At 61.8% G+C, this 14,285-nt stretch carries 15 protein-coding genes; 10 read left to right on the top strand and 5 right to left on the bottom strand.

Going from position 1 to position 14,285, the window contains the following annotated elements:
* Positions 1 to 19: 19 nt before the first annotated feature.
* On the bottom strand, positions 20 to 1,549 hold the full coding sequence (locus tag MOP44_RS13310; RefSeq protein ID WP_260796524.1) for a fumarate hydratase: 1,530 nt from the start codon (positions 1,547 to 1,549) through the stop codon (positions 20 to 22).
* 306 nt (positions 1,550 to 1,855) lie between these two features.
* Between MOP44_RS13310 and MOP44_RS13305 the strand changes: the two genes are divergently transcribed.
* Genes MOP44_RS13305 through MOP44_RS13285 form a run of 5 tightly spaced genes read left to right on the top strand, consistent with a single transcriptional unit; the run spans position 1,856 to position 4,317 of the window.
* On the top strand, positions 1,856 to 2,260 hold the full coding sequence (locus MOP44_RS13305) for a hypothetical protein (protein WP_260796523.1): 405 nt from the start codon (positions 1,856 to 1,858) through the stop codon (positions 2,258 to 2,260).
* Complete coding sequence (locus MOP44_RS13300; RefSeq protein ID WP_260796522.1) at positions 2,257 to 2,700, top strand: phage holin family protein; 444 nt, start codon at positions 2,257 to 2,259, stop codon at positions 2,698 to 2,700. Before MOP44_RS13305 ends, MOP44_RS13300 begins: the two co-directional genes overlap by 4 nt.
* Positions 2,697 to 2,927, top strand: coding sequence for a hypothetical protein (locus MOP44_RS13295; protein ID WP_260796521.1), 231 nt, complete (start codon positions 2,697 to 2,699; stop codon positions 2,925 to 2,927). The genes MOP44_RS13300 and MOP44_RS13295 overlap by 4 nt, the downstream gene beginning before the upstream one ends.
* A gap of 33 nt (positions 2,928 to 2,960) precedes the next feature.
* Positions 2,961 to 3,395 (top strand): hypothetical protein, encoded by a 435-nt coding sequence (locus MOP44_RS13290; protein WP_260796520.1) that lies wholly within the window; start codon positions 2,961 to 2,963, stop codon positions 3,393 to 3,395.
* Between the two features lies 1 nt (position 3,396).
* Positions 3,397 to 4,317 (top strand): YihY/virulence factor BrkB family protein, encoded by a 921-nt coding sequence (locus MOP44_RS13285; protein WP_260796519.1) that lies wholly within the window; start codon positions 3,397 to 3,399, stop codon positions 4,315 to 4,317.
* Between the two features lie 6 nt (positions 4,318 to 4,323).
* On the opposite strand, the gene MOP44_RS13280 is transcribed toward MOP44_RS13285, so the two are convergent.
* Positions 4,324 to 4,875, bottom strand: a complete 552-nt coding sequence (locus tag MOP44_RS13280; RefSeq protein WP_260796518.1) for a DUF488 domain-containing protein — start codon at positions 4,873 to 4,875, stop codon at positions 4,324 to 4,326.
* Positions 4,876 to 5,023: 148 nt separating this feature from the next.
* Between MOP44_RS13280 and ppk2 the strand changes: the two genes are divergently transcribed.
* Positions 5,024 to 5,911, top strand: coding sequence for a polyphosphate kinase 2 (gene ppk2 / locus MOP44_RS13275; protein ID WP_260796517.1), 888 nt, complete (start codon positions 5,024 to 5,026; stop codon positions 5,909 to 5,911).
* A gap of 55 nt (positions 5,912 to 5,966) precedes the next feature.
* Here ppk2 and MOP44_RS13270 read toward each other — a convergent pair whose 3' ends face one another.
* Entirely contained in the window at positions 5,967 to 6,389 is a 423-nt protein-coding gene (locus MOP44_RS13270) for a type 2 periplasmic-binding domain-containing protein (protein WP_260796516.1), read from the bottom strand.
* 16 nt (positions 6,390 to 6,405) lie between these two features.
* Positions 6,406 to 7,536, bottom strand: a complete 1,131-nt coding sequence (locus MOP44_RS13265) for a hypothetical protein (RefSeq protein WP_260796515.1) — start codon at positions 7,534 to 7,536, stop codon at positions 6,406 to 6,408.
* A gap of 412 nt (positions 7,537 to 7,948) precedes the next feature.
* On the opposite strand from MOP44_RS13265, the gene MOP44_RS13260 reads away from it, so the two are divergent.
* Positions 7,949 to 8,371, top strand: a complete 423-nt coding sequence (locus MOP44_RS13260) for a hypothetical protein (protein WP_260796514.1) — start codon at positions 7,949 to 7,951, stop codon at positions 8,369 to 8,371.
* Positions 8,372 to 8,413: 42 nt separating this feature from the next.
* Here MOP44_RS13260 and MOP44_RS13255 read toward each other — a convergent pair whose 3' ends face one another.
* Positions 8,414 to 9,331, bottom strand: a complete 918-nt coding sequence (locus tag MOP44_RS13255) for a hypothetical protein (protein WP_260796513.1) — start codon at positions 9,329 to 9,331, stop codon at positions 8,414 to 8,416.
* Between the two features lie 335 nt (positions 9,332 to 9,666).
* Here MOP44_RS13255 and MOP44_RS13250 point away from each other — a divergent pair, with 335 nt between their 5' ends.
* From MOP44_RS13250 to MOP44_RS13240, 3 genes are all read left to right on the top strand, one after another.
* Entirely contained in the window at positions 9,667 to 10,671 is a 1,005-nt protein-coding gene (locus MOP44_RS13250; RefSeq protein WP_260796649.1) for a YpdA family putative bacillithiol disulfide reductase, read from the top strand.
* Positions 10,672 to 10,742: 71 nt separating this feature from the next.
* Positions 10,743 to 12,596 carry a sensor histidine kinase gene (locus tag MOP44_RS13245; protein ID WP_260796512.1) on the top strand — a complete coding sequence of 618 codons (1,854 nt, stop codon included), beginning with the start codon at positions 10,743 to 10,745 and terminating at the stop codon, positions 12,594 to 12,596.
* A 212-nt stretch (positions 12,597 to 12,808) separates the two neighbouring features.
* Entirely contained in the window at positions 12,809 to 14,158 is a 1,350-nt protein-coding gene (locus MOP44_RS13240) for a BON domain-containing protein (RefSeq protein WP_260796511.1), read from the top strand.
* Positions 14,159 to 14,285: the final 127 nt, after the last annotated feature.

Raw genomic sequence — 14,285 nt, 5'->3', positions numbered from 1 at the left:
ACGCCCGAGTTCATGTGCCTCACTGCAGGATCGGTATTCCGGCGATGCGCTGCTGCCACTCGGCGGGGCCGGTCTGGTGAACGCTGGTGCCCTTGGAGTCGACGGCTACAGTAACGGGCATATCAACGACTTCGAACTCGTAGATCCCTTCCATGCCGAGATCATCGAAGGCGAGACGCCGTGAACCCTTGATGGCTTTCGAGACGAGATAGGCAGCTCCACCCACAGCCATCAGATAGACCGCGCCGAACTCCTTAATGGCTTCGATAGCGGTGGGGCCGCGCTCGGCCTTGCCCACCATGCCGAGCAGGCCGGTTTCGGCGAGCATCTGGCGGGTGAACTTGTCCATACGCGTGGCGGTGGTGGGGCCGGCTGGCCCGATCACCTCTTCGCGGACGGGATCGACGGGGCCGACATAATAGATGAAGCGGTTGCGGAAGTCGACCGGCAGGTTCTCGCCGCGTCTGAGCATATCGGTCATGCGCTTATGGGCGGCGTCGCGGCCGGTGAGCAGCTTGCCGTTCAGCAGCAGGACTTCGCCGGGCTTGAACGTCGCGGCTTCTTCACGGGTGACGGTGTCGAGGTTGACGCGGCGTGCACCCTGCGGCGAGTAGGTCAGTTCGGGCCAGTCCTTCAGCGACGGCGGATCAAGGTAGACGGGGCCGGACCCGTCGAGCACCAGATGCGCGTGCCGCGTGGCGGCGCAGTTGGGGATCATGGCGATAGGCAAGTTGGCCGCGTGGCAGGGGGCGTCGAGCACCTTGACGTCGAGAACCGTGGTGAGGCCGCCCAGGCCCTGCGCGCCGATACCTAACTTGTTCACCTTGTCATAGAGCTCGACGCGGAGCTTTTCAGCGGTTGTTTGCGGGCCGCGCGCGATCAGATCCTGGATGTCGATGGGGTCCATGAGCGACTGCTTGGCCAGCAGCATAGCCTTCTCCGCCGTGCCGCCAATGCCGATGCCCAGCATGCCGGGCGGGCACCAGCCGGCGCCCATCGTGGGGACTGTCTTGAGCACCCACTCCACTATCGAGTCTGACGGATTGAGCATAGCGAACTTCGACTTCGCCTCGGACCCGCCGCCCTTCGCTGCAACCGTGATCTCCACTTCATCCCCGGGAACCAGTTCCACCGTCACTACGCTGGGCGTGTTGTCGCGGGTGTTCTTGCGGGCTCCGGCAGGATCGGCCAGCATGCTGGCGCGCAAAGTGTTCTCAGGGTCTAGATAGGCCTTGCGCACTCCCTCATCGACGATCTGCTGCAGGGTCATCGTTGGACTACCGCCGTCGGGTCCTGCGAAGCGCACATCCATGCCCACCTTGAGAAAGACGTTGACCACGCCGGTGTCCTGGCAGATAGGGCGATGGCCCTCGGCGCACATGCGGCTGTTGATGAGGATCTGCGCCATGGCGTCCTTGGCCGCGGCCGACTCTTCCTTCTCGTAGGCTTTGGCAAGGTTGGTGATGTAGTCGACGGGATGGTAGTAGCTGATGTACTGCAGCGCGCCGGCCACGCTGTCGATCAGGTCCTGCTGGCGGATGACGGTCATTGCGGAACTGCTCCTGAAGAGGTAACCCCTCTAGGGTAAATGGATCCCAGGCGGTGACGGAACAAGCGACGGGAACAGCGCGAATCCACCCGTAGTGCAACACCCTTGAATTCAGGGGCATCGCAGAGATAGATCACTGGAGCGCGAGAGGGCTCCCGGGATCTGGAGCGGGGATAATGCCGGGGAGGGATCGCTGAGCGAGACGATTCCCTACCCGGCAGCTCAGGCAAGCCGCTCTGGCACGTCCAGCAGATAGCTTAGAACGGTAACTCAGGGCCAACTTCAACTTAGCGCGGGTGCATAAATATGGGCCTACCAAACAGAGAAGAGACTTACACTGAGACGCTCAGCGGGCCGACGACCTTGCCAGCGCCGCCACCACCTCCAACCCTGATGCCCATCAATCCAACCGAGCGCAACTGGCGGACGCGGCGCGGCTTCGGGATGATCCCTGGCCATACGATAGACCGCGCCAGAGATGTCCTGCACACGACAAAGCAGTCGGCGGGCCGGCTGTATCGCGAAGCACGGCGCCGGGCAGCGGACGGCTATTCCCGCCTGTCGCAGCGCACCGGCGAAGTAAGTAGGCAGACGCGCGACGTGGCCAGATACGCGCAGCGCAAATATCCGGTGCGCGTGCTGGGCATTATTGCGGCAAGCGCGTTCGTAGTGGGCGTTGGGATTCGCGTGTGGAGGTCGCGTCAGTCATGAACCAGACAAATCACGAAACATACAACCACGATGTACACAATGGCCGCAGCTTCGGCTCGATTCTGTTCGATGCGAAAGAGGAACTGAAGCAGTTTGTGGAAACGCGCATCACGATGCTCAAGACCGAGATGAGCGAGAACATGAAGATGCTCAAGGTGGCGGCTCCGCTCGCGGCAGTCGGCATCACGATGCTGCTCACCGCCTACGTGCTGTTCACGCTGGCACTGGTGGGACTGGTGGTCGCGTTCCTGCCCACTAATCCTTATCGCTGGGCGATCGCGTTCGCGGCGGTCGCGGTGCTGTGGACGATTCTGGGCGGCGTGATGGCTTACTTTGCCAAGCGCGAATTCGAGACGCGCCAGCTGATGCCCAAGAAGACCATGCGCGTTCTGAAGGAAGATTCCGTGTGGATTCAGCGCGAAGTGAGGAACCAGATATGAGCACCATGCCGCATATGCAGATTGAGAACCTGGAACTTCGCGCGCTGGAAGAACGGCATCTTCTGCACGAGCGCGCGAACGAGCTGAAGACCAAACTCGCAGCGACGCGCGAGACGCTGGACGTGGAGAAGCAGGCACGCAAGCACTTCGGGCCGGCCGCGCTCATCGTTGCCGGCGTGGGCCTGGTCTCAGGATTCGCGTTCGCCGGAATCTTCACGGAACGATAAGCGCGCCGCTCTGTCGCGCAGGGAGAACCTTCGATGTCGATGCTGAATAGTGTCGCGAAGCTCGCGGCCAAGCCATTTCCGCGGACTGTCTCCTCCAAGGGGCACTCGATTGTGAATTACGTGGTGGCCGGATCGTTCCTGGCTGCCGCCGGCCTGTTCTGGCGCAGGAACAAACGGGCCGCAGTGGCCTCGCTCATCTGCGGTGCTACCGACCTTGCGCTCACCGCGCTGACCGATTCGCCCGCCGGCATGAATCGGGTGATCAACTTCAGGACGCGCCGCGAGATCGATGCAGGCCTTGCAGCCATGTTCGCCACCATGCCGCAGTTCCTGGCATTCAATGACGAGAAGGAGAAGGGCTTCTTCCTGCTGCAGGGCGCTGTCATGACTGGGCTAGCAGAAGTAACGCGATTCCCGGAGCATCCTCAGCGGCCGGAGAAGAGGCATCCGCACGCAGAGGCGGCGTGACATGAAAGCGCAATCGCTCTGGAAATTCGGCGGGCTTACGCCGCTGCGTCTCACGCAGATGGGCATCAAGAAGATGGGCGAGGATGAGCTGAGCACCCGCTCGTCCTCGCTCTCCTATTACTTCATGCTCGCACTGTTTCCCATGTTCGTGTTCCTGCTGTCGTTGCTGGGCCTTTTTGCGCAATCGGGAACGCAGCTTCGCGACCGGATCATGACAACGCTGGCGCAATTGACGCCGGGTTCCGCTTCCGACCTGGTACACAACGTAGTGAACCAGACCCTGCTACATTCGAGCGGCGTAAAGCTTGCCGCCGGCATTCTGGGCGCGCTGTGGGCGGCTTCAGGCGGCATGAGCGCGATCATTACTTCGCTGAATGTGATCTATCGAACCAAGGAAACGCGCTCGATCATCAAGCAGAAACTCACCGTTCTCGGGCTCACGCTTGGTCTCGCGCTGCTGATGATTGTCGCGGTGGTGCTGGCGCTCCATGGAGGCCAGATCGGGCAACTCATCGCCGATCATGTTGGTCTCGGCGCGGCTTTCCGCATCTCCTGGAAGATTCTGCAGTGGCCCGTGATGTTTGCGGCCATGCTGCTGTCATACTCGCTGGTCTACTACTGGGGACCCGACCTCAAAGAGCGCAAATGGTACTGGGTGACCCCGGGAGCGGCGGTGGGCGTAGCCATGTGGCTCGTGGCCTCGCTGGGTCTGCGTGTCTATCTGCACTTCTTCAACAGCTACAGTGCGACCTACGGTTCGCTTGGCGCAGTGGTGATCCTGATGCTGTGGCTTTACATCACCGGCTTCGCCATTCTGGTGGGTGGCGAAGTGAACTGGGTAATCGAAAACGAGGACAAGAAGGCCGCGGAATTCGAGTCGAAGCGCAGCGACCTCGAGCGCAAGCTCGATGCCGCCGCCTGACACGCCCTAGAGAGGGAGTTCCCTTTGCTCGGGCCCTTCCGGCGGATACGTGAGCTGTCCGTCCACCACTTTGAGAAACGGCGTGAGCTTGTGCGGCCTGGCTGGCTGCGCGCTCATAATCTCAAGCACCTCCCACCCGCGCAACATCATGGCATCGGCGATCAGCGAGCGGTGGCAACGCCACGGCACTGCTTCGGCGCACATGATAGCCGTGTTTTGCCGACGGGCGATGGCCGTTAGTTCCTCGAGGCCCTCCGCGAAGGCGGGCGTGGCCATGTAGTCGGCATACCCGCGAAAGGACGCGTTGCGCCAGCCTGTATTGATGGAGCCCTTTCGGCTGTAGCGCCTGCCACCCAAGGCCTTGATAGGCGTGTACCCGATACCGGCTGCTTGGAGTGCCGGCCCGAGCGCCTCGCTGTTGAACTGCGGGCAGTGGCGCGACTTCGGGATCGACCGCACGTCCACGAGGTGTTCCACGCTGTGCGCCTTCAGGAGATCGATGAATTCCTGGATGGGATGGGTGGAGTGGCCGATGGTAAACAGCGTGTTGATCGACACAGACCCATGGTACGGCGAGCGCGCACACTGTCGAAACGCATAGTTGCGCCGCGTTCCATTCGGGGTAAAATGGCGCACGAATTCAGGGAAACGCCGATAAGCAAAGGAAGCGTCCGTGTGCCTGCAAGCTGCGGCGCGAGGAGGGACGATGAAGAACAAGAAAGCCGGCCAGAATGGTCATTCCAGCCCCAATGGCAAAGGGCAGATCTCCGTTACACCCCTGGACGACAGCGCTCATTACTCGTCCACAAAGACCCTTTGCATCGGGCAGGACTGCAAATATGGCAAGGAACTAGGCAAGCTTCACGTGGAGCTCGCGAAGCTGCAGGAGTGGATTCGGCACGAGGGCTTGCGGGTGGTCGTGATCTTCGAAGGCCGCGACGCCGCCGGCAAGGGCGGCGCTATCAAGCGCATTACGGAGCCGCTGAATCCACGCATTTGCCGCGTTGTGGCGCTGGGCACTCCCACGGAACGCGAGAAGACGCAGTGGTATTTCCAGCGTTATGTAGCGCATCTGCCCGCCGCTGGCGAAATGGTGCTCTTCGACCGGAGTTGGTATAACCGCGCCGGCGTGGAGCGGGTGATGGGCTTCTGCACCGACGCCCAGTACCAGGAGTTCATGCAGACCTGTCCGGAGTTCGAGCGGATGCTGGTGCGCTCCGGAATCACACTGATCAAATATTGGTTCTCTGTAAGCGACGAGGAGCAGGAGCGGCGTTTCAAGGAGCGCATGGAGAATGTAACCAAGCGCTGGAAGCTCAGCCCCATGGATCTGGAATCGCGCAAACACTGGGCCGACTACTCGCGCGCCAAGGACGAGATGTTCGCGATTACCGACACCAAGCAGGCGCCGTGGTCCGTGGTGAACTCCGATAACAAGGAGGCGGCGCGGCTCAACGTGATCCGGCATCTGCTGTCGCAGTTCAAATACAAGGACCTGACGCCCAAGCCGAAGCCGCTCCCGGCCGTGATCAAATCAAAGTACGTTCGGCCGCCGATCCAGGAACAGAACTTTGTTCCGGAGATCTACCGGTAAGCCGCGGCTCGCATGCCGCCGCGGCCCGACTGCATGCGAGCTTTGAGGGGTCAGCTCACTTCAGCGACAAGATTTTGACATTGCCATGCGGCGTTGAAGGGTTTATATAACCAATCGCGCCGGGCGTCTCCGCGATGAAAGCTACCAGAGCCGATTCGCTGTCGAATGTCTTCGGCATCACTCCCTGGCCTGAGAACACAAGTCCGCGCCAGGAGACCAACAATGCCACTTCGCTCAACGACAGGTCTCCGGTCACGAAAGCGGCGTGGGTCGGCCCCTGCTTCAGCAGCACGGGCTTCACCTTCGATCCATCCTTGAGCTTGGTTGTCGCACCCGTGAAGACGTTGCGCAGTTCGCTCTTTGAGACTGAGTCGGCCGCGACGCTGGGATTTGCGACCACCAGGACCTGGCCGTAACCTGCGCTGCTGCACAGGATGGCGGCGGAAATCAGAAGAGCACAACGAATCAGGCTTTTCATTTGTTTTCCCTTCCGCTCAGAACGTGAATCCAAGCTTGGCTATCGCCCCATTGGTTCGCGCTGCCAAACCACTCGGATTATTGAATTCGTAGAAGCCTACTCCATTGCCATCAATGAAATGCCCTTCCAGCTTGAGATATATCTGCGCGTTCAAGTCGTAACGTCCGGAGACCGCCCAGTCTCCGAAATAGTTGCCGGGGTCGTGATCGTCCCCCGCAGCGGCATCCACATAGTGGGTGTAGTACGCACCGGCCTGAAACTTCGGCGTCAGATGATAGCCGCCCATGACGAACCAGCCACGCTCATCGGAGAGCTCCACGCTCCGGTCCGCCTCCACCGTAAAAATGTCGTATTCAATGTCGCGTGCATACTGAGCGGAAGCGAAGACCTTCTGGTAGTTGTATTGCGCGTAATAGGCGGGCCAATAGGCTGGGGCACTTCGAAAAGAACCGTTCTCGACATGGCCATGCGCATCGTAAATCATCAGCGAAGCGCCCAATGTGAGGCCCTGCACCGGAGTAAGCCAACGCAGATCGCCGCCCGGCGTTGTGCCGCTTGGGTGAGAAGTGAAGACCGTCCCGCCTTCCTTGTAGTCCTGCATATAACCGTCATTTGGCGACCAACTGTAGGCGCCGTAGTAGGCGCTGTACTGGAGTGCGTTGGCGTCGCTCAGCCGCAGCCTGCCGTAAACCTCCACACCATCCTGCGACAGGTTGGTGGCGCGCCAGTCCACTGCGTAAATCGGCTCCGGCAGCAGCGACCACAGGTAGCCCGGGTCATAATCCTGGGTATCGTTGTATAGACCCCAGCGGATCTTGACCCTGCCGGCACGCAGGCCAAAGGCTTCGCGCGGGCGGTAGTCGCCGGCGGCCCAGTCGAGGCTGACGTTATCGCCGCCGAACGCGCCCAGGCGGGTGTAATGCACCTGCACCCCGGCACGGAACTTTTCGCTCACCTGGTCGTTGATGTTGAGCGCCGCCTCCGTCCAGCCGGCGCTGACGTGCCGGGTATCCATGCCCAGGTAGTTGTTGTTGCTGGTCGCCATCAGTGCTTGTGTGGCGAATCCGTGAAACTGCAGTTTCTTTAACTCGTCCGCTGTCTGCGCCGAACTTAGCGTGCAAGCGGCGAGCAGGACGAATGCTGGCACACCCAGTCTCATGGGACTCCTTCGGGACATGGAATCGCACGTCCATGGAAATCACTGCGGCGTAGCAGCTTCGGTGCCCCGGATTCAGGTCACATCGCGCCACGGTGGCGCACTGGATGATCTCCAGTGTCTTCATCGCCTGAAGCGGCTCAAACTTCAGTTCGTGTGAGAGCCGTCACGCGCCTGGTACGCTGAAAGCGGGTTCAGCCCGTTCTCAGCACGCAAGCTGCGCCAACGGCGCTCGCGATCCAGTTCCGCACGGCTTCGTACGTGCGGCCGCCTCTCCAGGGGCAGAACTTTGTTCCGGAGATTTGCGTTCCGGAGATTTGCCGCTAAATCGGTTTGTCGGCGTACAATTCAACGCGAAGCTGCTCCCGCCGTCGCTGTCACTTTTCGCTCACCGGGGAAAGCCATGTTGAAGCTCGTTCTTGTTGCCTTTTTTCTGCTGATATCATCCGTGCCGTCCTGGTCGCGATCAAGCGAGGAATATCCGGTCTCCTGCGATGTGGTGTGGGGCGCGGTGAAGGATACGCTCTACAGCAATCCACGGGATTACGGCATCCAGTCGATGAATAACGTGGAGTGGCGTGCGTCGTTCATCGTGCTCGGCAACCTGACGGTCTTCACCGATCGCGTTGAGCTGAGGACGACGGATAGCGGCTGCGCAATGAAGACCAACATCATCCAGATCGGTCCTGATAACTCCGACTGGCGCCGCTTCCACAAGCGGGTTGGGCGGGCCATCGACAAGATGCAGGCTGCGAGCGGCGCGCCGGCCACTCCCGGAGCCAAGACGGAGACGGAAACGCCCAAGAAGACCGGGCCACCGTCATAGTGCCTGCGTTATCGCGGCCGCCGATGCACGGTGCCGCCCAGCTTACTTCTTCCTGCCCGTCTGGAGCTTTGGCACCGCTTTGCATTCGCCCGCGCCGCCTGCTTGCTCGATGAAATTCGGATCGAGCGGATCTGCTGAACGCCCGGTGTAGGAAGCGACCGAAATGCACCGGCAACCCGCATCGGCGAGTGAGACGTTCTTGAGGACGTACTCCGACGAGACGGATTTGGCGAGGATCTGCTGCGCCGTCATCGGCTGCTTGTCGAGATAGTACGAATCCTTCACCGAATAGCCTGTGCCCGCAAACGCCGGAAAAATGCCGTAGTTGGACTGCAGCCAGTTGGCTAGCGCGGTGTGCTGCGGTTGCCCATCGTAAAGCGCTCCGGCATAGCTGAACGCGTGCGCAAGTGACGCCGGCACGGCGGCCGACGGGGGATCGCTGAACGCCCTGGCGTAGCAGGCCATCTGCGTGGCCGGATCGGGAGGCTGGCCGTTGCACGCAGTTGCATCCACAGGAACATCGCGCTGGATCGCTGCAAACACGTTCGGCCAGCTGGCCAGCACCGCATCCACCTTCTCGGGTTGCGGAGGCCTGCAGCGCATTGCAACTAGAACGTTCGCGTCGTTGTTCACGAGGCCGGAGTAGGCGGGAAGGTCTGCGAGCTTGAGCGGCGGAGCATAGAGAGGCGTTGCTGTTACGAAAGCGCGCAGCGCTCCAGGACGCCCCAGGCTCGTCACCTTCACGTCTGCGGGCAGAAAGCTCACACGCAGATAGTCGTTGGGAAGAGCCTCGCGCGCCGTGCCGCTGACCACGACGGCAGCTTGCGCCACAGGCACCTGCAGCGGCCTGTGAGCCGCACACCCGCAGATCGTCAAGCCAATCAGCGCGACGATCCCGCCGCCTCGGGTCCGCGGGACGCGCTTTCCCGCAACTCGCCCTTCCACCTGCTGTCCGTGCATGGCAACGAGAATACACGATGCGCAAGCTGTTTCAGCGCACCCTCAGGGCCTCACCGCGGCCGAGTCTTCCGCAGCTTGCTCGCAGCAGCGCGCTTCTGGTCGGCTCACTGTTAACCGCATATCCGTCTGCCCGAAGTTGAGTTGCGCAGGATGGCCGCTGCCCTTGCCGTAATCGCGATAGGTCTGGCAGGGCGATGGGAGCCCGGGCTTGTTCCGGTGTGCCGGGCTCGATGACGTTGTCCCGCTTTGCGACAGCTCCCGAGCTGAGTACCCTAATCTAGATATGTATGGCCGATTACCCGCTCGACTCCGTGCCGGATCGCAGGCCCCTCACCATGCCTGCCCCGGACGAGAAAACCACGCCGGAAGCGCTGTATGACGTGCTGGTTATCGGCGCCGGCCCTACAGGCCTGTCTTGCGCAATTGAGACCCAGAAGGCCGGGCTGCGAGTCGTCCTGGTAGATAAGGGCTGCGTCTGCAACTCGCTTTTCCACTACCCGTCGCACATGACGTTCTTCACAACCTCGGAGCTACTCGAGATCGGCGACATTCCCTTCCCCAGCCCGCATGCCAAGCCTACCCGCAATGAGGCGCTGGAGTATTACCGACAGGTGGCCGCACACTACGAGCTCGATGTGCGCCAGTATCAGCGGGTGGAGCACATCGACGGCGCCGACGGCGCATTCACAGCGCATCTGGTTGACCGCTTCGGCCGTCCAAGCGTGCTGCACGCGCGCAAGCTCATCATTGCCACCGGTTACTATGACATTCCCAACCTGCTGAACATTCCTGGCGAGAGCCTAAGCAAGGTTCACCATTACTACAACGATCCCCACCCCTACTTTGGGACCGACGTCGTCGTCATCGGCGGCAAGAACTCCGCCGCCATCGCCGCCCTGGAGCTGTGGCGGCATGGTGCGCGCGTGACACTCGTTCATCGCGGGCCGGAGATGCACCGGCACGTAAAGTACTGGATCAAGCCCGATATCGAAAACCGCATCAAGAACGGCGAGATTCGCGCTTTGTTCAACTCGCGCGTGGTGGAGATCACGCCCGACACCGCCATTCTGGAAACGCCCGCCGGACGCGAGGTGCTTCGCAACGACTTCGTGTTTGCGCTCACCGGCTACCGACCCGACTTCAGTTTCCTTGAAAGCCTTGGCGTACGCTTCGAAGGCCCCGACCGCCTGCCCGTCTGCGATTCCGAATCCCTTTGTAGCAATGTGTCAGGAATCTACCTGGCCGGCGTCATTGTGGCGGGATCGCGAACCAATGAGATCTTTATTGAAAATGGCCGCTTTCACGGCAAGCAGATTGCCCGTGCCCTTGCGGCGCCTTAACGAATGATGAAAAAGTCGTTTTCTGTACACTGAGGCACACGCCCCCCGATCGAACTCCCTGAGGTCAGCGAATGCGTTGGTGGCCCCGTTCTATCCGATGGCAGATGATTTTCGGCCTCGCCTTGCTTGAGGTCCTGTCCGTCGGTCTATTCGCCCTGCTGCTGGTTAACCTGCAGCAGCGGGATATTCATCGCCGCGCCGAGCACCGGCTCGCGCACCAGGCCGACTCAGTGGTCGAGCAGGCCGAGGAGGCTCTGCGCAAACAGAGCCCTGATTGGATTGCGCTATCGGCGCACATGATGAGCCAGGCGCCGTCGGTCTCTCGCGTCCGAGTCACCGATCCGGCGGGCAACACCCTCTACGAGAGCAGCGACGACCAGCGCGCCCGCTCGCTCGATGCCGCAGAACTCGCGCAAATCCCACTGGTTCGCAACAGCACGAAGGCACGAGTCATCACGGTCGATAAGGACCGATGGGAATCGGTGAAGCCCATCTACTCCGGCGCCAACCTCTACGGCTATGCGTGGATCGAGTCGGACCGCCATTGGGATACCGAAGAACTGGACGGAGTGCTGCGCGGGACCGGCATCTTCGCGCTGATCTGGATCGGCGCCTCTGCGTTGTTGGTGCTGCTTATCACCCGGGGTATTTCCCTGCCGCTGGCTCTGCTGCATAAGGGCACGCGCGAGCTCGCTTCGTCGCCAGAATCAAGCGGGAGCTTTCCGCTTCCCATCACTACAAGCAACGAAATCGGCGACCTGATCGCCGCGTTCAATCGCATGGTGGCAGCCGTCGACGAGCAGCGCTCCGGCCTGCGCGACACGCTCTCGCTTCTCGACTCCATGCTGGCGTACGCGCCGGTTGGCTTCGCCTTCTACGACCGCCACGCACGCACTGTGCGCGTAAACCAGATATTCGCCGATCTGACGGGGATTCCGATCAGCAGGCAGCTGGGCCGCACGCCCGAGGAGCTCTTTCCTACCGAAGTCGCCGGACAGTTTCATGAGGCGCTTCAGAAGGTCTTCATCACTGAGGAGCCGGTGAGCGACCTGGAATTCCATGGAGTTACCGTCCCGGGCCCCTGGACGTGGCTGGTCAGCGCCTATCCGGTCAGCACCAGTCCCAGCCAGGTGCGCTGGGCGGGGGTCATCATCCGCGATGTCAGCGAGCGCGTCCGTTCCGAGGAAGCCTTGCGCAAGACCGAAAAACTGGCCGCCACCGGCCGCCTGGCCGCCTCCATCGCGCATGAAATTAATAATCCGCTCGAGGGCCTTACCAACTTGCTCTACCTGCTGCGCACGTTCAGCGGGCTGAGCGGTCCGGCCCTCGATTACGTGCACATGGCGGAGCACCAAACGCGCCGCATCGCCGAGATCGCACAGAAGACACTGCGGTTTTATCGCCAGTCGACCTTGCCGGTGCGCGCCCGCGTGGGCGAGCTTGTCGACTCCATCCTCGACCTCTACAAAACGCGGATGCACACGCTCAATATCGCGCTTGAGAGCGAGATGGACCCGGAGGCCACGCTTTTCTGCTATGAAGGCGAGATCCGCCAGGTGCTGGCCAATCTGGTGGGCAACGCCATCGACGCCACCGCGAGCGGCGGGCGGCTGATCGTGCGGGCTCGGCGTTCGCGGTGCTGGACGAACGGCGAGGCGGAAGGCGTCCGCCTCACGGTGGCCGACACCGGTTCGGGCATGTCTCCCGACGTACGCAGCCGCATTTTTGAGGCGTTCTTCACCACCAAGGAAGCGATTGGTACCGGACTCGGGCTCTGGGTCAGCCAGGAGATCATCGAGAAGCACCGAGGCCTCGTGAGTGTGCGCAGCCGGGCCGCGGGAAATGGCGGGCCCTCCGGGACGGTGTTCCACCTCTTCCTGCCCGATGATGAAACGCTTGCCTCCAGGCAGCGTTCCGCCGGGTAGTGCGCGAGGTGAGGTGGCGGTAAACTGCGGCGGCCGCAGAGCGTCTATCGCATAGGAAACGGCGCGAGTTCACGGTCACTCCGCGGCAGAACCGCCAGAACAACTTTTCCCCGGAATCGGGGTTCGAAGAAACGACATCGAACCGGCGCAGTGCGTCTAAGCTGTAGGCATTGCAATAAGTTCGGCTTACCTCCCAAGAGAGGAGAACGAATATGAACGATCGGCTGAACAAGATAAGATTTCAGGTCCTCGCCACCGCCGCAGCCTTGGCACTCTCCGGGTCAGTTTTGCTCGCACAAGATGCGGGTACGGCCACGGGCTCGCGCACGGATGGGCAGATCGAGATGGACGTTGTCCACGCCCTCGATGCCTCCGCCGCCCTTAAGAATGACCTGATTACCGCGGCCACCATCCAGGGCGAGGTCACGCTGTCTGGAACCGTGGCCAGCGAGGCCGACCAGCAGCTCGCCGAGTCCATTGCCGGCAAGGTCGCCGGTGTCACCAAAGTGAACAACAAGCTGAGGATCGGCAATCCCGCAGACGATCCGAATAACGTTCCTCCGCCGGACGAGGGCAGCGCTCCCGTGGCGGGAAATCAGCCCGACAACCAGAATCCGCCCAGCTACTCGCCTTCGCCCGATCAGGCTCCGCAGCAGGGCTACCCTGACCAGAACCAGCAGGCCCAAAATTATCCTCAGCAGCAGCAGCCTCAGGTGCAGACGCCGCCTCCCGGCACCGGCCAGACGCCTGGCCAGTATGAGCCGCCGCAGGGTCCCGGCTACGCACGCCCGGGTGGCCCTGGACCGTACTATCCGCCGCAGACGCCTCCGCCGGGATATGCACAACCTTACGGGCGCGGCTACTCCATCGCCCGGGGGCCGATCACGATTCTGCCGGGCACAACGCTGAATTTGCGCACCAATGCCGCCATTGACGAGAAGCACGCCGTCGCCGGCCAGCCGCTGGACTTCGTGGTCATTCAGGACGTCGCCGTGAACGGCTACCTGGCCATTCCGCGTGGCGCTATCGTGCACGGCGTGGTTACGCAGAGCAAGCACGCCGGCCAGCTTACCGGCTCGCCCGAACTGGCGCTCGCCATAACCGGTCTCGACATCGACGGCCGCCAGTATCCGTTGCAATCGGACGAGTTCCGCGTGAAAGGCCCCAGCAAGACCGGCCACACCGTGGGTAACGCCATTGGTGGCGCCCTCATCGGAGCGATCATCGGCGGCGCGGTGGGCGGTGGTGGAGGCGCAGCGGTCGGAGCAGTCGCCGGTGGCGGCGCAGGCACAGCCGTTTCGGCAGCCGGCGGCCCGCACGCGTGGATCCCCGCCGAGGCACTCGTGACCTTCCACCTGAACGCACCAGTAACAGTCGACCCGGTCAGCCAGGAAGAAGCGATGCGGCTGGCCCAGGGTCTCTACCCCGGCGGCCCGCAGCTTTATCGCCGCGGCTACTACCGGCCCGGCTATCCTCCACCGCCTCCGGGCTACTACAGACCCTACGGCCCGGTTTACTACCACCCGTACGTCTATAGCGGCGGATACTACTACTGGCGGTAAAGCAGGGATCAGCCAGTAGGGAATAAGGTACAGAAAGCAAGAAGGGGCATCCCAAGCGGGATGCCCGTTCTGCGTTCGCCGCAACCTCAGCAACTGGTTCAATTAACGCTTAATCCCTGCCCCTTGC

It is taken from the genome of Occallatibacter riparius, from assembly GCF_025264625.1.
Taxonomy (GTDB): domain Bacteria; phylum Acidobacteriota; class Terriglobia; order Terriglobales; family Acidobacteriaceae; genus Telmatobacter; species Telmatobacter riparius.
This window is presented reverse-complemented; position numbering and strand designations above follow the sequence as displayed.